Source organism: Albidovulum inexpectatum, assembly GCF_002927635.1.
GTDB classification, from domain to species: domain Bacteria; phylum Pseudomonadota; class Alphaproteobacteria; order Rhodobacterales; family Rhodobacteraceae; genus Albidovulum; species Albidovulum inexpectatum.
Genome location: NZ_PRDS01000003.1, coordinates 121,423 through 140,327 on the forward strand (window position 1 = coordinate 121,423; position 18,905 = coordinate 140,327).

At 64.6% G+C, this 18,905-nt stretch carries 19 protein-coding genes and 1 tRNA gene; 8 read left to right on the plus strand and 12 right to left on the minus strand.

Annotation, left to right across the window (positions count from 1 at the left end; translation table 11 throughout):
• Positions 1–29: 29 nt before the first annotated feature.
• From LV82_RS06045 to LV82_RS06070, 6 genes are all read left to right on the plus strand, one after another.
• Positions 30–221, plus strand: a complete 192-nt coding sequence (locus LV82_RS06045; RefSeq protein ID WP_104069993.1) for a PLDc N-terminal domain-containing protein — start codon at positions 30–32, stop codon at positions 219–221.
• Positions 222–240: 19 nt separating this feature from the next.
• Entirely contained in the window at positions 241–1,113 is an 873-nt protein-coding gene (locus LV82_RS06050) for a YihY/virulence factor BrkB family protein (RefSeq protein WP_146065132.1), read from the plus strand.
• Positions 1,110–1,607: a Dps family protein gene (locus LV82_RS06055; protein WP_104069996.1), complete on the plus strand. Its 498-nt coding sequence runs from the start codon at positions 1,110–1,112 to the stop codon at positions 1,605–1,607. Before LV82_RS06050 ends, LV82_RS06055 begins: the two co-directional genes overlap by 4 nt.
• 188 nt (positions 1,608–1,795) lie before the next feature.
• On the plus strand, positions 1,796–2,350 hold the full coding sequence (locus LV82_RS06060; protein ID WP_104069998.1) for a hypothetical protein: 555 nt from the start codon (positions 1,796–1,798) through the stop codon (positions 2,348–2,350).
• Complete coding sequence (locus LV82_RS06065) at positions 2,347–2,748, plus strand: phage holin family protein (RefSeq protein ID WP_104070000.1); 402 nt, start codon at positions 2,347–2,349, stop codon at positions 2,746–2,748. Before LV82_RS06060 ends, LV82_RS06065 begins: the two co-directional genes overlap by 4 nt.
• On the plus strand, positions 2,741–3,727 hold the full coding sequence (locus LV82_RS06070; RefSeq protein WP_146065133.1) for a hypothetical protein: 987 nt from the start codon (positions 2,741–2,743) through the stop codon (positions 3,725–3,727). The genes LV82_RS06065 and LV82_RS06070 overlap by 8 nt, the downstream gene beginning before the upstream one ends.
• A 177-nt stretch (positions 3,728–3,904) precedes the next feature.
• Here LV82_RS06070 and LV82_RS06075 read toward each other — a convergent pair whose 3' ends face one another.
• Together LV82_RS06075 and carA are read right to left on the minus strand one after the other, a co-directional pair.
• Positions 3,905–6,052: a glycosyltransferase gene (locus tag LV82_RS06075; RefSeq protein ID WP_245873085.1), complete on the minus strand. Its 2,148-nt coding sequence runs from the start codon at positions 6,050–6,052 to the stop codon at positions 3,905–3,907.
• 131 nt (positions 6,053–6,183) lie between these two features.
• Positions 6,184–7,347 (minus strand): glutamine-hydrolyzing carbamoyl-phosphate synthase small subunit, encoded by a 1,164-nt coding sequence (gene carA / locus LV82_RS06080; RefSeq protein ID WP_425427731.1) that lies wholly within the window; start codon positions 7,345–7,347, stop codon positions 6,184–6,186.
• A 179-nt stretch (positions 7,348–7,526) separates the two neighbouring features.
• Between carA and LV82_RS06085 the strand changes: the two genes are divergently transcribed.
• Entirely contained in the window at positions 7,527–7,985 is a 459-nt protein-coding gene (locus LV82_RS06085) for a GatB/YqeY domain-containing protein (RefSeq protein ID WP_104070004.1), read from the plus strand.
• A gap of 4 nt (positions 7,986–7,989) precedes the next feature.
• On the opposite strand, the gene LV82_RS06090 is transcribed toward LV82_RS06085, so the two are convergent.
• Positions 7,990–8,484 (minus strand): DUF2244 domain-containing protein, encoded by a 495-nt coding sequence (locus LV82_RS06090; protein WP_104070005.1) that lies wholly within the window; start codon positions 8,482–8,484, stop codon positions 7,990–7,992.
• Positions 8,484–9,131 (minus strand): lipoyl(octanoyl) transferase LipB, encoded by a 648-nt coding sequence (gene lipB, locus LV82_RS06095; RefSeq protein WP_104070007.1) that lies wholly within the window; start codon positions 9,129–9,131, stop codon positions 8,484–8,486. Before lipB ends, LV82_RS06090 begins: the two co-directional genes overlap by 1 nt.
• A gap of 390 nt (positions 9,132–9,521) precedes the next feature.
• Here lipB and LV82_RS06100 point away from each other — a divergent pair.
• Positions 9,522–9,608: transfer RNA gene (locus tag LV82_RS06100), tRNA-Leu, on the plus strand.
• A gap of 243 nt (positions 9,609–9,851) precedes the next feature.
• Here the strand turns inward: LV82_RS06100 and LV82_RS06105 are convergent.
• The 8 genes from LV82_RS06105 to LV82_RS06140 all read right to left on the minus strand — a co-directional run bounded on the left by LV82_RS06105 (position 9,852) and on the right by LV82_RS06140 (position 18,850).
• Complete coding sequence (locus LV82_RS06105; RefSeq protein WP_104070009.1) at positions 9,852–10,808, minus strand: ABC transporter ATP-binding protein; 957 nt, start codon at positions 10,806–10,808, stop codon at positions 9,852–9,854.
• The gene (locus LV82_RS06110) at positions 10,805–11,782 is read right to left on the minus strand and encodes an ABC transporter ATP-binding protein (RefSeq protein WP_104070011.1); all 978 of its coding nucleotides are present in this window, start codon (positions 11,780–11,782) and stop codon (positions 10,805–10,807) included. Before LV82_RS06110 ends, LV82_RS06105 begins: the two co-directional genes overlap by 4 nt.
• Before the next feature lie 2 nt (positions 11,783–11,784).
• A complete protein-coding gene (locus tag LV82_RS06115; protein ID WP_104070013.1) occupies positions 11,785–12,678 on the minus strand; it encodes an ABC transporter permease subunit in 894 nt (297 codons plus the stop codon).
• Position 12,679: 1 nt separating this feature from the next.
• Complete coding sequence (locus tag LV82_RS06120) at positions 12,680–13,687, minus strand: ABC transporter permease subunit (protein ID WP_104070015.1); 1,008 nt, start codon at positions 13,685–13,687, stop codon at positions 12,680–12,682.
• A 252-nt stretch (positions 13,688–13,939) separates the two neighbouring features.
• Positions 13,940–15,532 carry an ABC transporter substrate-binding protein gene (locus tag LV82_RS06125; protein WP_104070016.1) on the minus strand — a complete coding sequence of 531 codons (1,593 nt, stop codon included), beginning with the start codon at positions 15,530–15,532 and terminating at the stop codon, positions 13,940–13,942.
• Positions 15,533–15,662: 130 nt separating this feature from the next.
• The gene (locus LV82_RS06130; RefSeq protein ID WP_245873086.1) at positions 15,663–16,280 is read right to left on the minus strand and encodes a helix-turn-helix domain-containing protein; all 618 of its coding nucleotides are present in this window, start codon (positions 16,278–16,280) and stop codon (positions 15,663–15,665) included.
• A 111-nt stretch (positions 16,281–16,391) separates the two neighbouring features.
• On the minus strand, positions 16,392–16,760 hold the full coding sequence (locus tag LV82_RS06135) for a DUF1850 domain-containing protein (RefSeq protein WP_104070019.1): 369 nt from the start codon (positions 16,758–16,760) through the stop codon (positions 16,392–16,394).
• Complete coding sequence (locus LV82_RS06140; protein ID WP_104070021.1) at positions 16,757–18,850, minus strand: TRAP transporter permease; 2,094 nt, start codon at positions 18,848–18,850, stop codon at positions 16,757–16,759. Before LV82_RS06140 ends, LV82_RS06135 begins: the two co-directional genes overlap by 4 nt.
• Positions 18,851–18,905 lie beyond the last annotated feature (55 nt).

The following is an 18,905-nucleotide window of genomic DNA, read 5'->3' on the forward strand; positions in this document are numbered from 1 at the left end:
GAACGGGCGCAACATCAAGGAGACGTTCCATGTTTGAATATGCCGGTATCGGAGGCTTCATCCTGCTGGTTCTGGATGTCTGGGCGATCGTTTCGATCCTGTCGTCCTCTTCCAGCACGGGCAACAAGGTCCTGTGGACATTGCTGGTGATCCTGCTGCCCCTTGTCGGCTTCATCATCTGGCTGATTGCCGGGCCACGTTCTGCGCGCGCGGGCGCGTGAGTTGGCGGCATCGACCGGGATGAGCAGGCCACGGGAAATCTGGGCGTTCACCCGCGCGGTGATCGATACGATGTCCGCCAAGCGGATCCCGTTGATCGCGTCGGGTGTCGCCTTCCACGCGATGTTCGCGTTGTTTCCTGCCCTTACGGCCCTGATCACATTGTGGGGGATTTTCGCCGATCCCGCGATCGTGCGGGCTCAGATCGAAGCCTTTGACGCAGTCATGCCCCCTGACATCCGGAATCTGGTAACAGATCAGCTGACTTCGATCGCGGCGTCGCGGCCCCAGACCTTGGGATGGGCCGGGCTTGCGTCGGTTCTGCTGTCGATCTGGTCGGCCAGGGCCGGGACTGCCGCGCTGATCCAAGGGCTGAATGCCATTCACGAAGTGCCGGACCGGTCGATGCTGAACCATTATCGGGCGACGATCGGCCTGACGGCGGCGCTGGTCGCCATTGCGATCGTGGTTCTGGCCGCCGTCGTCGCGCTTCCGGTCGTGCTGGCTTTCCTTCCGCTTGGGCCGCTTGCCGAAATCGTGCTGCAAACCCTGCGTTGGGTCGTGCTGGCCGCGATCATGATCGGTGGGGCAGGGATCGTCTATCGCATCGGCCCGAACCGTGATGACCAGGACATGTCCTGGCTGAGCCCCGGCGCGATCATCGCGGTTCTGGCCTGGCTGGTCGTGTCGGCGGCGTTCTCGATCTATCTGGGTCGGTTTGGATCCTACAACCAGACTTATGGAACGCTGGGCGCGGTCATCGCGTTGATGATGTGGCTGTACCTGTCGGCGCTGCTGCTGCTTCTGGGCGCGGCGATCAACATGCAGATCCGTGCCAACCGGCGAACCGGGGCCGGTACGCCAACCACAACCGGAAAGGAGATACAGACATGAGTGACAAGCTGGACATCACACCGTCGAACGAAAAGGTCGATACGGGGGTCGAAAAGGCGTCCGCCATCGCCAGCGAACTGGCCAAGGTGCTGGCCGATACCTATAGGCTGGTCTTCAAGACCCATGCCTATCACTGGAATGTCGAGGGTCCGCTGTTCTACTCGATCCATAACCTGACCGAGGCGCAGTACGAGGACATGTTTACCGCCGCCGATGAGCTGGCCGAACGTATCCGGGCCCTGGGCAAACTTGCCCCGGCGCGGTTGGCGGATGTCACCAAGGCCTCCGTCATCAAGGATGCCGACGATCTGCCGTCGGCGATCGCGATGTGCGAGGAACTGGCCAGGGATCATGAGCGCGTGGCCAAGCGATTCCATGACGTGATCAAGGTTGCCGAGGACAACAACGATCCGGTCACGGCCGATCTGGCCACGGCGCGCTCGGCCTTTCACGAACAGGCGGCGTGGATGCTGCGCGCGATCGCCAAAAGCTGAACAATATCAAATGTATGCAAAAAGGCCGGGCGGCGATGCCCGGCCTTTTTCTTGCGCGGATCGGTGCGCGATGACCCGATGAATCGGCCGGCGACAGGAACCCTTGCTCGGCTGGGGCGTTGTCCTTGTGAACGGCGCGACGAACGGCGCCTTTGCCCGAAATGGCCCAGCCAAGGAGGAACCCCATCATGACCGATCGCAGGAACAAGACGATTCACGACAAAGAGGACGATCTGACGACCGAAGGCGTGGCTGAAAAGGTCGCCAGTGAAGCGGCCAAGGCGCGCGAGGCCGTCAAGGACAAGGCCCAGCAAGCCGCCGAGATGGCGCGAACGAAGGCCCGCGAGGTCGCCGACACAGCCCGCGACACCGCCGCGGACCGGGTGGAAACGGCCGCCGAGGCCGCCGAAGCCGCGAGCGAACGCCTGCCCGCGGGTTCGCTAGAGGAGCGGGCGATGGAGAGGGTGGCCTCGAGCATTCGGGACGCCGCGCAAGCGATCTCGCAGACCCGCCTTGACGCCGTGCTGGGCGATGTCGAACGCATCGCGCGCCGCAACCCGGTTGCCTTTGCCGCAACCGCCGCGGTCCTGGGCTTTGCCGTGGCGCGCATGGTCAAGGCCAGCGAGCGCCGCGCACATGATCCCGACCATTCTGGCGGGCCGGACTGGAAGCGCCCGTTGCCGACGGCGACCAGCCCCGCGGCCTATCGCGGCAGCCAGTTGCCGCGGAGGGTGGGGCAATGAACCACGATCCGCGCGAGGCACCGAGTTTCGGCATGCTGGCCGCTCGGGTCATCGATCATGTGACCGGATTGGTCCGCAAGGAAATCCGGCTGGCGCGGGCCGAAGCGGCCGAGAAGCTGAGGGTCGCGCGGCGTGGGATCGTGAACCTTGTCGCCGCTGCGATCATGGCCCTGGTCGGGCTGATCGTTCTGTCCGATGCGGCCGTGGCGGCCCTGGTGATCGAAGGGGGCATTGCGCCCCATTGGGCTGCCCTGATCGTTGCGGGTGCGATCCTGATCATCGCGATTGTACTGGGTCTGAACGCGCGCGCCGCACTTTCGCCCGACACCCTGAAACCTCAACGCACGCTAAGGCAGCTTGGCCTTGGCGACAAGACCAAGGAGACAAGACATGGCTGAAGCCACCCTTACCCCTGACCAGATTGAACGTGAAATCGAAGCCGAGCGCGGAGCCTTGCGTCGCACGCTCCAGGATGCAGCCCAGCTTGTACCGGGATCGGCAATGGCCGGCGATGTCCAGAAAGCGCTTGGCCGTTTGGCCGAAGACGCGGCCGAGCGCCTTCCGCGCACGATCCGTGACAACCCTTTGCCCGCGGCACTGATCGCCGCCGGTGTGGGCTGGCTGACATGGTCGCTGCTGCGCGGTGATCGCGACGGCGCGACCGGTGAAGGCACGGGTGGAGCTTATGGCTTTGTCGGCGAAGGCCAGGCAGCGCGCCCGCGCGTCGCCAGCGCTTCGGGCGCGGTTGCCGCGCCCTTGGATGACAGTGACGACCGGTTCTCTGAAAGCGCCCGCGCCGACACCAGCATCGCAACGCGCGCCCAGCAGATTGCCGAAGACTGGGGTGAGCGGCTGTCCGGGAATGCCGAGGCCCTGTCCCAATGGCTGAGCGAGGGGACCGAGAAGATGTCGGAAGCCGCTCGGGCGCGTGTCATCGCTGCGCGGCAAAAGGCCTTGGACGCCCAGGTTCAAATGGAGCGCGCAGCCCGCAATGCGCGCCGGCAGATCTCGCGCACGGTCGAACAACAGCCGCTGCTGCCGGGCGTCGTTGGCTTCGTTGCCGGCCTTGTCCTTGGCGCCGTGATGCCCTCGACCCGGCGTGAGGATGAAATGTTGGGCCCATGGCGGGATCGTGCCTTTGACGAGGCGGAACGGATTTTCCGCGAGGAGTCGCAAAAACTGGCCCGCGTCGCCGAAGCGACGGTCGAGGAGGGGCGCAAGATCCTGGACGAGACTCTGGAAACCGCGCGCGAGTCTGTCCCCGAAGGCGACAAGGCCGTCGAAGGCGCGCTCGACAAGACGAAATCGGCCGCCGAACGCCTGGCCGAGACAGCACGACACGAGGCCGAGCGCCAGAACCTCGGCAAGATCGGCTGATCGCGCGTCCAGACGGACATGTGGGAAGGCCGCCGGTCTCGGGCCGGCGGCCTTCGTGTGCGTTGACGATTTGCGTTGTCGGGCCGTGCCGCGTTGCGCGGTCTGAGAGCGCCGTTCGACCGGATCGGGGACCGGCCATGAGAAACACCCGCCGGTTGTCCCGAAGGGGGAACGGCCTCATGGTAAACCGCTGCCGACGTGCTGGCCGGAAAGGCGATCAAGATCGACAGCCTGACGGAGTGCGCCTGACCCGTCTTCAACGTGACAGCAGTCCGCGGCGGTGGGCAGCAGGTGCAGACGCGCGGCATGTGGGCGACGGAACCTTGTGACGTTCGTCTCGGCCATGGGTACGTGCACCGGATTGGTCAGGACCAGGACGGGCAGCAATTCGGCCGCGTCGGCCTGCGCGGTCAGTTTGCCGTGCGCCGTCTTGTCCCAGAAGAACGGGCGCGTGATCCATTCGTACAGGGCCTTGTAGGACGACAAGGCCGCCAGCGGGAAATAAAGATGAAGCGTCGGCACCCATGGCATCAGGTGACGATGCGGGCTGCCGCGCGTGGCCCACAGGCCCGCAGAGATGTTCGCGGCCTCGGCCAGCAGGAACAAGCCGGTCAGCGCGACCACGATCCAGCCCGGCATGTAGGGCGAAAGGGGATGAGGCAAACCCAGTGCCAGCATCCAGAAGGACCAGAGCACCGGCGCAAGCGCCGCCTGGGACAACGACCCAAGGAACAGGATCTGGACCCCCATGAACTTCCAGGCCCCAAGTTCGCGCCAAAGCCGCAGGGGCGAGCGCATATGCGTGGCCCAGGTCACCGCGTATCCCTTTTGCCAGCGCGACCGCTGCCGTATCCAGGGCCAGGGGCGTGCATTCGGTTCTTCCTGCGTGACGGTATCGATCAGCTCGGTCCGGTATCCATGACGTGCGAGCCGGATGCCGAGATCCGCATCCTCGGTGACGTTGTGCGCATCCCATGCGCCGATCCGCTCCAGCACCGAGCGGCGAAAGAACAGGGTCGTTCCGCCAAGGGGCACGACGAGGCCAAGCCGTGCCAACCCCGGCAGGACGGCACGAAACCAGGCGGCATATTCGATGGCAAAACAGCGCGTCAGCCAGTTGTGGCCCGCGTTGTAGAAGTCCAGTATGCCCTGCAGGCATGCGACCTCGGGTGCGGCGGTGGCGAAATGCCGTACGACCTTGCGGATCTGGTCCGGGGCGGGCGCGTCCTCGGCGTCCCAGACGCCGATGATCGACCCGCGGCACAGGTTCAGGGCATAGTTCAACGCCCTCGGCTTGGTCCGCAATGCGCCGCGGGGCACCGTCACCACCCGCATCCAGCCGGGCAAGGGGCGTCGCCCAAGCACCGCGCGGGTTTCGCAATCGTCTTCCTCCACGACCAGGAGGATGTCCAGCAGCTCCTTCGGATAGTCTATCCGTCCCAACCGTCTGACCAGCCGGGGGGCGATGTCATCCTCGCGAAACAGCGGTACCATGACCGACACCACCGGCAGGCGCGTTGGCTGATCGGCGGAACTGTCACGCTGGGGGCGCCGCCCCGCGGCGGCGACAAGACAGGCCAGTTTCAGACCCGTCGTTGCGATAAGCGTGATCACGGCCCAGACTGCAAGCAGCCCGATCGTGGCGGCAGGCGCCACCGCCAACCCAGCCGCCAGCGCCAGAATTGCCGCAACACCGGCCGGGCGGGCACTTTGGCCTTCGTGACCGCGACAGCTCTCGGGCTCGGGCACACAGGTTTCGGCAATCCGCACCAGCGCATTGCCGCGCAGGTCAATCACGGCATTTTCAAGCTGGTCGCGCCGGCACAGGGCCATGACAACGCGTCCGAAACGTTTGCCAAGTTCCGGCTGAACGGAAGCAAATCCGTCCGGTCTGAAGGTCAGGACGACGGTCACGGCCCCGGCACGACGCCATGGCAGAATGCCAAGCCGCAGGCACCGGTCGGCGCCGATTTCATCGACCAGCCGCGGGTCGGGTGGTTGGCTGACCGGATCGATCGCGCGGCATCCCCATTGGCGACAGCGCGCCTCCAGAAGCGCGTGCTCATCGATCCAACCACGTGCCAGCAGGATGTCGTCCAGGGGGGCTTCGGATCGTTCCCTGATCGCGATGGCGCGCAGCAGATGCATCGGATCGACGGCCCGCATTTCGAGCAGGATCTGGCCAAGCGGCGGAACGGCATGCCGTTCCGTTCGCCCCCCGCCCAGCGGCGGCAACCTGGGCAGCGGGTCGTCATTCGATGCATGGTCAGACGAGATCCCGGCCCATGACGCCGCATGTGATGACAAAGGTTCAACCGCCGACATGTTTCCTCAAGCACTGATCCGCGGTCAGCCTTGCGCGAACAGGGTTAATGGGCGGTTAAGCGGTTCGGGCCAATGCAAGACGCCGCCCGAAATCGGGCGGCGCCGGATGTCAGGTGGTTGTCAGTCAGCGTTCAGGCGCGGCGTTCGCGTATCGCCTGTGCGAAGCGTTCGAAAAGGTAATAGCTGTCCTGCGGGCCGGGGCTGGCTTCGGGGTGATGCTGGACCGAAAAGATCGGCGCATCTTCCACCCGGATACCGCAATTCGACCCGTCGAACAGGCTGACATGGGTTTCGCGCACGCCCTTGGGCAGGGTCTGGCTGTCGACGGTAAAGCCGTGGTTCATCGAGGTGATCTCGACCTTGCCCGTCTCGAGATCCTTCACGGGGTGGTTCGCGCCATGGTGGCCGTGGTTCATCTTGATCGTGCGCGCGCCCAAGGCCAGCGCCAGCATCTGGTGGCCAAGGCAGATCCCGAAAACCGGCAAGCCGCGATCGATGATCTTGCGGATCATCGGCACGGCATATTCGCCCGTTGCGGCCGGGTCGCCCGGTCCGTTCGACAGGAAAACGCCTTCGGGTTCGCGCGCCAGAACGTCCTCGGCCGTCGCGGTGGCGGGCAGGACGGTCACGTCGCAGCCCGCGCTTGCCAGACAGCGCAGGATATTGCGTTTGGCGCCGTAATCGATTGCGACGACACGCAGGCCTTCGCCTTCACGCTTGCCATAGCCTTCGGGCCAGTGCCAACGGGTTTCATTCCAGGTGTAGCTCTGCCGGCAGGTCACCTCGCGGGCCAGGTCCAGCCCCACGAGTCCCGGCCATTCCCGCGCCTTCGCGACCATGGCGGCGATGTCGAAATTTCCTTCGGGGTCATGGGCGATCGTGACATGCGGCGCGCCCTGTTGACGGATGGCCCGGGTCAGGCGGCGGGTATCGACACCGCCCACGCCGATCCGCCCGCGCGACTTCAGCCACATGTCCAGACGATCCGCCGCGCGCCAGTTCGAAGGGTCGGTCGGATCCCAGCGTACGACCATGCCGGCGGCGACCGGGGCATCGGCCTCGTCATCCTCGGCATTCACGCCGACATTGCCGATATGGGGAAAGGTAAAGGTGACGACCTGACCGGCATAAGATGGATCGGTCATGATCTCCTGATAGCCGGTCATCGCGGTGTTGAAGCACAGTTCGGCCACTGTCTGGCCGGTCGCTCCGAACCCCTTGCCGTAAAAGATCGTGCCGTCGGCAAGGGCAAGGCAGGCGGTCGGTTTGTCGTTGCTGGCAGACGAAATGGGCATGGCGCGACTCCCCGGCAGTCAAATCCTGCGGAACCTACGGGGACACGCGCCTGCGGTCAAGGGGGTGGGCACGATCGTGATATCAATTAAATCAATGCGTTATCTGTTTTCCCATGTGGTTGTTTCCCGCCGCCGGTAACGGTATTGTAACGGCCTTGTCAAACTGGGGATGAAGGCGAATGACCATTCGCGAGAGAATATCCGAGGCACTGAAGGACGCGATGAAGTCCAAGGATGCCGACCGGCTGTCCACGCTTCGCCTGATCACGGCGGCAATCCGCGATCGCGAGATCGCGCGCCGGGGCGAGAGTGGCGAAGGCGAACTGGACGAAACCGAAGTCCTGTCGATTCTGGACCGCATGGTGAAACAGCGCCAGGAATCGGCCCGTGCCTATGAGGAAGGCGGGCGTCTGGAGCTGGCCGAAAAGGAACGCGCCGAGATCCGCGTGATCGAGGAGTTCCTGCCCAAGCGTCTGACAGAAGAGGAAGTCGAATCCGCCATCGACGCCGCGATTGCCGAAACCGGGGCAACGGGCATCCGCGACATGGGCCGCGTCATGGCGGCGTTGAAGGCAAAATACGCAGGCCGGATGGATTTCGGCGCAGCCGGACCAAAGGTGAAGGCGCGGCTTGCCTGACCGTTCAGCGGTGGGCGGCAAACGCCGCCCGCAGCTCCTCGGCCAATGCCTTGCGTTCGTCCTCGGACAGGAATGCACCGATCTCGACCTCGCGGCCCTGGCCTTTCAGCGTGACATAATGTTCGACCGGCCCGCCCGTAGGGTAGATCTGGACGCGAACCCAATAGGGGTTGGCCTGCCAGCGGTGTTCGCGACCGTCAGGATCGCGCCGGATCAGCTCGGCCCGATCGTCATCGATGCGCAGCACCTCGATCACCTCGCCGCTGCGATAACTGCGCGAGATGGCATGCCACAGCCCCCAGATCGCGGCCAGAAGAAACGGCAGCAAACCCCAGAACACCAGCGTTCCCAGCGCGGCGATCAGCGGCAAGGCCAGCAGGCCGGCCGTCAGCGCGATGAAGGCCGCAAATCCCTTGCGTGGCAGCGAGCGATAGGGCCAAAGATGCAACTCGGCGGGCTTGCCGCGCTCGGGTTGTCCGGTGACCCATTCATACGGCATCAGTCGAACACCCTTGCGAATGTCTGCTTCAGTGCCAGATCCAGATCGTCCATCGTGACCGGCAAGCCAAGATCCACCAGGCTTGTCACCCCGTGATCGCGGATTCCGCAGGGGACGATGCCGTCGAAATGGCTCAGATCGGGTTCGACGTTGATCGAAATTCCATGAAAGCTGATCCAGCGGCGCAGCTTGACTCCGATCGCGGCGATCTTGTCCTCGCGCATCGAGCCGTCGGGCAATGGCGGCTTGTCGGGACGTGCGACCCAGACGCCGACGCGCCCTTCGCGGATTTCGCCGCGCACGTTGAATTCGGCCAGCGCCGCGATCACCCAGTCCTCCAGCTTGCGAACAAAGGCGCGAACGTCGCGGCCCCGCCGGTTCAGATCCAGCATCACATAGGCGATGCGCTGGCCCGGCCCGTGATAGGTGAACTGCCCGCCGCGCCCCGTGCGGTAAACGGGGAAACGGTCCGGATCGCGCAGATCCTCGTCGCGCGCCGACGTCCCGGCGGTATAGATGGGCGGGTGTTCCAGCAGCCAGATCGCTTCGCCGGCCTTGCCCAAGGCCATGTCGGCCACGCGCGATTCCATCTCGGCCACGGCCTGTTCATAGGGCACAAGCGCGTCGGAACTGATCCATTCGACCATCGGATTTCCCCTGGCTGGGTCGGGCCATCAATTTCGGACTTTGTCCATGCCGCCGGAAGTGGCATGATTCCATCATTAACTGGTCGGGCGACGCCCGGAATATTTCAAGTCATGCATTGGAGGCAACAATGTCCGCATTTCACATCGCATTTGGATCGGTTTGCATCATGTCGCTATTGCTCAGCGTCTCGGCGGTTCTGGCGCAGCTGGGAGAAGGATCGGCCGTCGCGCCCAGGGCGGCGGAGGGCAGCGCCGCACCACGCTGACGCCTGCGTGCGGTCCCGTGGGCCGATTGTCAATTTTTTCCGCCTCTTGCGCTTTCCCCCCTTCACAACGGCGGATGCTTTGGATAAACAGCGCGCACCTCATCCGGGCGTGGCCCGGAACAGTGCGGTCGTGGCGGAATTGGTAGACGCGCAGCGTTGAGGTCGCTGTGGGGTAACTCCCGTGGAAGTTCGAGTCTTCTCGACCGCACCATCAACGCCCAGGCTGAACTGAGGCCGGGTCTGGTTGCCCCAATACCTTCGAATTCCTGACCGGTTGTTTCGGGCGTCGCCTCGCCTCAGGCTGTATGGCGCTTGTCGCGACGACACGCGCCAAACGCGACACGCGAAGCAGGGTTTTGGCCCTCTGTCCTGCATGCAGGGCTGGCCCCCGGAACCGCATGCGCGGACGAAACGGCCGCCCGGATGACTGGGCGGCCGCTTGCCACGGGTTCGGTCAGCCCTCGGGGAAGAAGCAGGCGGCCTGATGCGCGCCGCCATCCAGCTCCGGGCGTTCGGCCCGGCACTTGTCGCTAGCCTTCCAGCAACGCGGTGCAAAGGCGCAGCCCGGCGGGACATTCAGCGGCGAAGGCAACTCGCCCTGCAGCTTGATGCGCTGCTTCCTCGCACGGGGATCGGCCACCGGCGTCGCCGACAGCAGGGCACGCGTATAGGGATGGCGCGGATTGGCAAAGACCTGATCCTTGGGGCCAATCTCGACCGGGCGGCCCAGATACATCACGATGATGTCGTCGGCCATGTGCTTGACCACCGACAGGTCGTGGCTGATGAACAGATAGGCCAGCCCCATCCGTTCCTGCAGATCGACCAGCAGGTTCAGGATCTGGCTCTGGATCGACAGGTCCAGCGCGGATACCGGCTCGTCCAGCACCAGGACCCTCGGCTCGAGCATCAGCGCGCGGGCGACCGCGATCCTCTGGCGCTGACCGCCCGAGAACATGTGCGGATAGCGGTCGTAATGTTCGGGCCGCAATCCGACCAGCTGCAGCATCTCCCGCGCGCGGGATTCGCGCTCCGCCGCGCTCATCTGCGGGCGGTTGATCTTCAGCGGCTCTTCCAGCGCCGCGCCGATGCGCTGGCGCGGATTGAGCGACCCATAGGGGTTCTGGAAGACGATCTGTACATCGGCGCGATGCCGTGCCCAGTTTGCGGGCGTGATCTCTTCGCCATCAATGTAGAAGCGACCGGATGAGGGCTCCTCGATCATGGTGATCAGGCGCGCAAGGGTCGATTTTCCGCAGCCGGATTCGCCCACCACGGCCAGCGTGCGGCCCGCCTCCAGGCGAAAGCTTGTCTCGGATACCGCGCGGACCACGCCGCTCTTTGAAAACAGGCCGCCCTTGACCTCGTAATGACGGCTGAGCTTTTCGGCAACGACGACAGGTTGGCTCATGCCTCGGCCTCCGCGGACAGGTTCAGGGGATAGTGACAGCGCGCAAGTCCCGCCTGCGGACCCTGGGGCAGGGGCGCCACGGTCCGGCAGCGTTCGTCGGCGAACTGGCAACGCGGGCTGAACAGGCACCCTTGCGGTCGGTCGAACTGACCCGGCACCACGCCCGGGATCGTGGGCAGGTGCTTCGACGTCGCGCGCTCGGGCAGGGCGGCCAGAAGCGCAGCCGTGTAGGGATGATGGGGCCGCTCGAAGAGGTCGATCACCGGCTGTTCCTCGACCTTCTGCCCGGCATACTGCACCTGAACGCGCCGGGCCGTTTCCGCCACCACGCCCATGTCATGGGTGATCAGGATCAGCGCCATGCCCGTGTCGCGCTGCAGCCCGGTCAACAGGTCCAGGATCTGCGCCTGGATCGTCACGTCCAGCGCGGTCGTCGGTTCATCCGCGATCAGCAGTTTGGGGTTGCAGGCGATCGCCATGGCGATCATCACGCGCTGGTTCATCCCGCCTGACAGCTGGTGCGGATAGGCTTTCAGACGCTCTTCGGGGGCAGGGATGCCGACCATCTCGAACAGTTCCACCGCGCGGCGATGACGGGCGCGCGAATCCAGACCCAAATGGATTCTCAACGCCTCCTTGATCTGGAAGCCGACGGTAAAGCACGGGTTCAGCGAGGAAATCGGTTCCTGAAAGATCATCGCCATGTCCTTGCCGATGATCCGGCGTCGCTGGCGCGGCGACAGGGCCCGCAGGTCCTGGCCATCGAACAGCATCGCATCGGCCGTGACGGTCGCCGTCCAGGGCAAGAGTCCCATCATCGCCAGCATCGACACCGACTTGCCCGAGCCGGATTCGCCCACGATGGCAAGGATGTCGCCCTTGTCCACGGTGACATCGACGCTGTCCACGGCGCGGAACTGGCCCGAGGACGTCGCGAAATCGACCGACAGGTTGCGGATTTCCAGAAGTGCCATCGTCAGCTCCGCTTCAGTTTCGGGTCGAGCGCATCGCGCAGGCCATCGCCCATCAGGTTGATCGCTAGAACGGTGATCAGGATGGCCACGCCGGGCCAGGTCACCACCCACCAGGCGCGCAGGATGAATTCGCGCGCCTCGGCCAGCATCGTGCCCCATTCCGGTGTCGGCGGCTGGGCGCCCATGCCCAGGAAGCCCAGAGCCGCCGCGTCAAGGATCGCGGTCGAAAACGACAAGGCCGCCTGCACGATGATCGGCGACAGGCAGTTGGGCAGCACCGTGACGAACATCAGCCGCAGCTTGCCCGCGCCGGCCACGCGCGCGGCGGTCACGTATTCCTTGGATCGTTCGGACATCACGCTGGCACGCGTAAGGCGCACGTAATGCGGTTGCAGCACGATCGCGATCGCGATCATTGCATTGGTCAGAGACGGACCCAGGATCGCCACGAGAACAAGCGCCAGCAGCAGCGACGGAAAGGCCAGGATGATGTCCATGACCCGCATGATGATCGTGTCCAGCCATTTCGGTGCAAATCCTGAAATGAGCCCGATCACGATCCCGCCTGTCGCGGCCACGGCGACGACCACGATTCCCACATAGAAGGAATAGCGCGCCCCATGCAGCAGGCGCGAGAGCATGTCACGCCCGACCGCATCGGTTCCAAGCGCGAACTCGATGCGTCCGCCCTCCTGCCAGAAGGGCGGCAGCAGCAGCGCGTCGCGGTATTGTTGCGTGGGGTCGTGGGGCGCCAGCACGGGCGCGAAGATCGCCACCAGAACAAAGGCTGCAAAGATCCACAGCCCTATCACCGCGCCCCGGTTTTCGCGGAAATAGTACCAGAATTCCTTCAGCCAGCTGGGCCGGGCGGGAGCTGTCGTCACGGTGTCTGTCATCTCAGCGCTTCCGGATCTTGGGGTTGATCAGGCCGTAGAGCACATCCACGGTCAGGTTGACGATCATCACCATCACGGCGATCAGCAGCAGCCCACCCTGCACCACGGGATAGTCGCGGCGAAAGATCGAATCGACCATCCACTTGCCGATTCCGGGCCAGGAAAAGATCGTCTCGGTCAGGATCGCGCCAGCCAGAAGCGTGCCGACCATCAGGCCGATCACGGTGATCACGGGGATCAGGGCGTTGCGCAGGGCATGCAGGCCGTTGATGCGCAGGGGGGACAGGCCCTTGGCGCGGGCAGTGCGGATATAATCCTCGGACAGGACTTCGAGCATGGCCGACCGGGTCTGGCGGGCGATTACCGCCAGCGGGATCGTGCCCAGCACGATCGTCGGCAGGATCAGGTGCTGAATGGCCGAGCCCAGCGCGCCCTTCTGCCCCGACATCAGCGCATCCCACAGCATGAAGCCGGTGGGATTCTCGAAATAGTACATCAGGCTGATCCGCCCCGAGACGGGCGTCCAGCCCAGCCAGCCGGAAAAGACGATGATCAGCAGAAGCGCCCACCAGAAGATCGGCATCGAATAGCCCACCAGGGCCGACGACATCAGTGCCCGGTCGAACAGCTTGCCGCGATTGACGGCGGCAATCACGCCCGCAGGCAGGCCCAGAAGGACGGCAAAGACCATCGCGCAGATCGACAATTCCAGCGTCGCTGGAAAGAGCGCGAAGAATTCGTCCCAGACCGGCTTCTTCGTCACGAAGCTTTGCCCCAGATCACCCTGGATGACGCCGCCCAGGTAATCCAGATACTGCTTCCAGATCGGCTGATCGAAGCCGAATTGCCGGACCAGCTCCTGGTACCGCTCGGGGCTGACGCCGCGTTCGCCCGCCATCACCACGATGGGGTCGCCGGGCAGAAGCCGGATGAAGGAAAACGAGATGAGCGTCACGCCAAAGAAGGTCGGCAGAAACGTCATCAGGCGGGAAAGCAGGTAACGCAGCATGGGCCGGCGCTCCTCGTTTCTTGCAGATGCATCTAGGGCCGCGCGGGGCGGTCACTCCGGGTCGGGATCGATCGGGCCGCATCAGATGCCGCATGACCCATCCCTGAGGTCTGGCGCGATATAGACCCTGGCAGACCGGATTGACCAGACCCAATGCGCCAACGATCCACGGGACCGGATGACACGCATGGGTCCCGCGAATTGCGCAAGCGGGGCCCGAAGGCCCCGCCCGTTCGCAAGGACGCTGCCGGCTTATTCGGCCAGATCAACGCCATAGAAGATGTGGCCGCCCAGCGGGTGGACCTTGTAGCCCTGCACCTCGTTGCGCACGGGCATGAAGACCACCGAATGGGCGATCGTGGCCCAGGGCGCCTCGCGCTTGAAGACGACCTGCGCCTCCTTGTACAGCCTGGTGCGCTCTTCGATGTCCGAAACGACCTTGGCCTTCTGGATCAGGGCCTCGAACTCGTCGTTGCACCACTGGGCGCGGTTCGAGCCGCCGACACCGTCGCAGCCCAGCAGAACGGCCAGGAAGTTGTCCGGGTCACCATTGTCGCCCGTCCAGCCCAGCAACACGGCACCGTCGCGGTCTACCGCCTTCGAGCGTTCCAGATACTCGCCCCATTCATAGGACACGATCTCGACATCGACGCCGATCTTGGCCATGTCCTCCTGGATCAGTTCGGCCATGCGGCGCGCATTCGGGTTGTAGGGCCGCTGGACCGGCATCGCCCAGACCTTCATCGACAGATCCGTGACGCCCGCTTCCCCCAGCATCTTCTTCGCGGCTTCGGGATCATAGGGATCGTCCTGGATCTCGTCGTTGTAGGACCACATGGTCGGCGGGATCGGGTTCTTGGCGATCTGGCCCGAGCCCTGGAACACGACGTCGATGATGGCCTGCTTGTCGATGGCCATGTTCAGCGCCTTGCGCACCTTCGGGTTGTCGAACGGCGCTTGCTGGGTGTTGTAGGCAAGATAGCCCACGTTCAGGCCTTCCTGTTCCAGAACGGTGATGTCGGGATCGGCCTTCATCGCCGCGACATCGGCCGGGTTCGGATAGGGCATCACGTGGCACTCGCCGGCCTTCAGCTTCTGATAGCGGACCGAGGCGTCCGGCGTGATCGCAAAGACCAGATCGTCGATCGCGGCCTTGCCCTTCCAGTAGTCGGGATTGGCCTTGTAGCGGATGACCGCGTCCTTCTGATAGGCGACGAACTGGAACGGGCCGGTGCCGATGGGTTTCTGGTTGATCATCTCGGGCGTGCCGGCGGCCAGCATGGCATCGGCATATTCCTTCGAGACGATCGAGGCGAAGTCCATCGCAAGGTTCGCGATCATCGGCGCTTCGGGCCGGTTCAGCACGAACTTGACGGTGTAGTCGTCAACCTTGACGATTTCCTTCAGCAGGTCGGGCATCGACATGCCGTTGAAGTATTCCCACGTCCCGCCCGAGACGGTGTAATACGGATTGTCCTGCTTCCACTGGCGTTCGAAGCTGAAGATCACGTCGTCGGCGTTCAGGTCGCGCGACGGCGTGAAGACATCGTTCGAATGGAACTTGACGCCCTTGCGCAGGTGGAAGGTGTATTCCAGCCCGTCCTCGGACACTTCCCAGCTTTCGGCCAGGCCCGGCTCGACCTGCGTCGTGCCGGTCACGAATTCGACCAGACGGTTGTAGATCGGATGCGAGGAGGCATCGAAGGTGGTGCCCGACGTGTAGAGCGCGGGGTCAAAGCCCTCGGGCGAGCCCTCCGAGCAATAGACCAGCGTCTTGGCCTGCGCGGCGCCACCCAGCAATGCGGCAAGCACCGCGCCGGTGGCCAATGTATGGCGAATGTTCATGTACAACTCCCTTGTTGTCTGTTCGTGATTTGCCTGTGCAGTCCGGGCTCGCCATGGCGTGCGCCGGGCATTCCCGCCCCGAGACGGGACAGGGAATTGGATTGCGGGTCGCGCGCGTGCGGCAAGGCCGTCATTTGCGGGCGTCCCGCGCAATGGTGACAACCGTGCCCGCGCCAGTCGGGCCGTGGAAAAGCTCCAGCGTTCCCGTCCACAGCAGGCGCGCGGGCCGGTCGCTGTCGTTGTACCACCCGTGCGGGCGGTTTCCACGATAGTGCAGGCTGTCGCCCGCATGCATCCGGATCTCTTCGCCTTCCAGAACCTGCACCACGCTGCCTTCAAGGACATGAACGATTTCCTCGCCCGCGTGGCTCATGGTTTCCGACCGGAAACCGGGTGGCACGTGCAGGATGAAGGCCGACATCTGGCTGCCGGGAAATTCGGCGCTCAGCCGTTCGTAGATGATCGAGGACCCGTCGATCGAGAACCGCGGGCGGGTCGCGGCGCGCGTGACCGCATCGGCCGGGCGCGGGGCGGCTACGAAATAGTCCACGCCAACATCCAGTGCGCGGGCGATCTGGGCCAGCGTGCCAAGCGTCGGCGTGGCGTTCCCGCGTTCGACCTGGCTCAGATACCCGACCGAGACGCCAGACCGGTCGGCCAGGGTCTGCAACGTCAGCCCCAACCGGCGACGGCGCGCGCGGATCAGCGGCCCGATCCTGGGCGATGACTGTAGCGCGGCGTCAGACACGGATCTCCCTGCTTTTGTTCGAATCATTGTTGAAGCGTATGCTATGACAAAAAAATTTTTTGTCACAGATGAATTTGACCGAACGGTTCGGCGAAGACCGCCGCGCCCAGGTCAGTCCGCCGGGCAGGGGGCGATGCGCAGCGGCTGACCGGGTTGCGCGCCCAGCTCGCGGCAGCCCGCCATGTCGCACAGCTTCCAACCCGCGCCGGTCGCGCCCGAAGCCGCCAGCAAGAGTTCCTCTTGCGGCGGCAGATCAACCTGCCACACCCACCATCCATCCCGCAGTTTCGCGCCCTCTCCCGGGTCCATGCCGGCACCCGATCCCTTGACCGCCGCGCGTATCAGGCGCAGCGCGCGCCCTTCGACCTGCCATGTTTCCCACCATTCGGTATGTTCGACCGAATGGGTCCAGCGCAGATCGAATTCGGTCGCGCCCAGCATCAGAACCGATGCGCCGACCAGAAGGCAGGCGCCGCTCATGCCTGCGCGGCGCGGCGACTGCGCCAATGCAGAACGGCAAACGTGGCCGCAAGCGCAAGGCCGATTTCGTCGGTTACGGGCAGGGCCGCGATCAGGGTCACGGCCGCGCCTGCTGCCAGAACCCGCATGGGCCAGCCCAGGGGATGGCCCAGCCAACCGATCACGGCGACACCCCACAGACCGATGGCGATTGCCGTCTTGAACAGCACATAGGCAACTGCCGGCCAGAACCCGATCGCCTGAGCCAGCGGGCCGCCATCCTGCAGCATCAGCACCGGCGTATAGACCGCCATGTAAGGGATGACGAATCCTGCCGCTGCGACCTTCACGGCCTCGATCGAAATCTTCAGCCCGTTTTCGCGCGCGATCGGCGCGGCCGCAAAGCAGGCAAGCGCGACGGGTGGCGTCAGGTCGGCCAGGATGCCGAAGTAGAAGACGAACATGTGGCTGACGATCAGCGGCACCCCCAGCTCCAGCAAGGCCGGCCCCGCGATCGAGGACGTGATGATGTAGTTTGGGATCGTCGGTATCCCCATGCCCAGCACGATGCAGGTGATCATCGTCAGCACAAGAGACAGGATCAGGCTGTCGCGACCGACATGGACGATGAACTGGCCAAAGGTATTGGCGGCGCCCGTCAGGGTCATCGTGCCGATGATGATGCCGACCAGCGCACAGGCGACGCCCACGGGCAGCGCGGTCTTGGCGCCCTCGGCAAGGCTGTCGCGGCACATGACAAGCGTCTGGCGCCCGCCGCGGGAAAGTGCGTTCCATGCCACAAGCGCGATGATCGCCAGCGCCACGGGCAGGATTCCATATTCGAAGAAGGCCGCGGCCATCAGGCCCAGCGCGATCCAGAACACGATACGCATCACGCCGTCGGGCAGGCCCAGCGCGACCGATCCGCCAAGGATCAGCATCACCGTCAGTGCCAGCCCGATCGTGCCCGCAAACAGCGGCGTGTAGCCCGAGAACAGCAGCCAGACCAGAACCGCCAGCGGCAACAGCAGATACCAGCGCGCACGTATCGCGGCCAGGGGCGAGGGAAGTTCGTCGGCGGCCAGGCCGCGCAGGCCGTGGCGCCCGGCCTCGAGATGCACCATCCAGAAGGCCGAGGCGAAATACAGGATCGCCGGGATCAGCGCGGCCCGGACGACCTCGACATATTCGACGCCCAGCGTTTCGGCCATGATGAAGGCGACTGCCCCCATGACCGGCGGCATCAGCTGTCCGCCCATCGAGGATGTCGCCTCGACCCCGCCGGCAAAGGCCGGTCGATAGCCAAAGCGCTTCATCAGCGGGATCGTGAACTGGCCCGTGGTGACGACATTGGCGACGCCGGAACCGGATATCGTGCCCATCAATCCCGATGAAATGACGGCGACCTTGGCCGCGCCGCCCTGGCGGTGCCCGACAAGGCCCAGCGCGATGTCGGTGAACAGCGTCACCATTCCGGCGCGTTCAAGGAATGCCCCGAACAGGATGAACAGGAAGATATAGGTCGAGGAGACATAGGTCGGGATGCCATAGATGCCCTCGGTTCCAAAGGCCATGTGGTCGATGACCTGCGCGAAGTCATAGCCGCGATGATTGAGCGGCGAGGGCAGGTATTCCCCCCACAGGCAATATGCGAGAAACGCGCCCGCGATGATCGGCAGCGCGGGCCCCATCAGGACCCATGCCGCGGCAAAGACCGTAAGCAGGGCGATCACGCCGACCACGATGTCGCGCGGCAGGGGGTCGCCCGCGCGCAGGATCAGGGGCGTATATTCCCACCATTGGTAGGCGGCGACTGCCGCTCCGGCCAGCCCCATGGCCCATGCCAGCGCCCGCAGGCTGGTGCCGCGCCGTCTCAGTGCGGCCATCAGCGGAAAGACCAGAAGCATCAGGAAGCCGACATGAACCGCCCGCACGATCTGGCTGGGCAGGTCGATCAGATGAGCGGCTGTCGCGACCTGGAACACCGAGAAGACGACAGCGATCCAGAACAGGATCCGCCCTTCGGGCGAATCCGGAAAGCCGCCGGCAAGCGGGTCGTGAATGACGGCTTGCGCGTCATCGGTCGATGCGTCGGTCCTGTGTGTTGTCACCGCGCGTTCTCCCTTGTCCGTCCGCAGGAAAGAGTCAGCCCGGGCGGTGCCGCCC

Bases quoted from the DNA above. Each gene is read 5' to 3' on its own strand.
- LV82_RS06045 (WP_104069993.1), top strand. From the start codon at position 30: ATGTTTGAATATGCCGGTATCGGAGGCTTCATCCTGCTGGTTCTGGAT.
- LV82_RS06050 (WP_146065132.1), top strand. From the start codon at position 241: ATGAGCAGGCCACGGGAAATCTGGGCGTTCACCCGCGCGGTGATCGAT.
- LV82_RS06055 (WP_104069996.1), top strand. From the start codon at position 1,110: ATGAGTGACAAGCTGGACATCACACCGTCGAACGAAAAGGTCGATACG.
- LV82_RS06060 (WP_104069998.1), top strand. From the start codon at position 1,796: ATGACCGATCGCAGGAACAAGACGATTCACGACAAAGAGGACGATCTG.
- LV82_RS06065 (WP_104070000.1), top strand. From the start codon at position 2,347: ATGAACCACGATCCGCGCGAGGCACCGAGTTTCGGCATGCTGGCCGCT.
- LV82_RS06070 (WP_146065133.1), top strand. From the start codon at position 2,741: ATGGCTGAAGCCACCCTTACCCCTGACCAGATTGAACGTGAAATCGAA.
- LV82_RS06075 (WP_245873085.1), bottom strand. From the start codon at position 6,052: ATGTCGGCGGTTGAACCTTTGTCATCACATGCGGCGTCATGGGCCGGG.
- carA (WP_425427731.1), bottom strand. From the start codon at position 7,347: ATGCCCATTTCGTCTGCCAGCAACGACAAACCGACCGCCTGCCTTGCC.
- LV82_RS06085 (WP_104070004.1), top strand. From the start codon at position 7,527: ATGACCATTCGCGAGAGAATATCCGAGGCACTGAAGGACGCGATGAAG.
- LV82_RS06090 (WP_104070005.1), bottom strand. From the start codon at position 8,484: ATGCCGTATGAATGGGTCACCGGACAACCCGAGCGCGGCAAGCCCGCC.
- lipB (WP_104070007.1), bottom strand. From the start codon at position 9,131: ATGGTCGAATGGATCAGTTCCGACGCGCTTGTGCCCTATGAACAGGCC.
- LV82_RS06105 (WP_104070009.1), bottom strand. From the start codon at position 10,808: ATGAGCCAACCTGTCGTCGTTGCCGAAAAGCTCAGCCGTCATTACGAG.
- LV82_RS06110 (WP_104070011.1), bottom strand. From the start codon at position 11,782: ATGGCACTTCTGGAAATCCGCAACCTGTCGGTCGATTTCGCGACGTCC.
- LV82_RS06115 (WP_104070013.1), bottom strand. From the start codon at position 12,678: ATGACAGACACCGTGACGACAGCTCCCGCCCGGCCCAGCTGGCTGAAG.
- LV82_RS06120 (WP_104070015.1), bottom strand. From the start codon at position 13,687: ATGCTGCGTTACCTGCTTTCCCGCCTGATGACGTTTCTGCCGACCTTC.
- LV82_RS06125 (WP_104070016.1), bottom strand. From the start codon at position 15,532: ATGAACATTCGCCATACATTGGCCACCGGCGCGGTGCTTGCCGCATTG.
- LV82_RS06135 (WP_104070019.1), bottom strand. From the start codon at position 16,760: ATGAGCGGCGCCTGCCTTCTGGTCGGCGCATCGGTTCTGATGCTGGGC.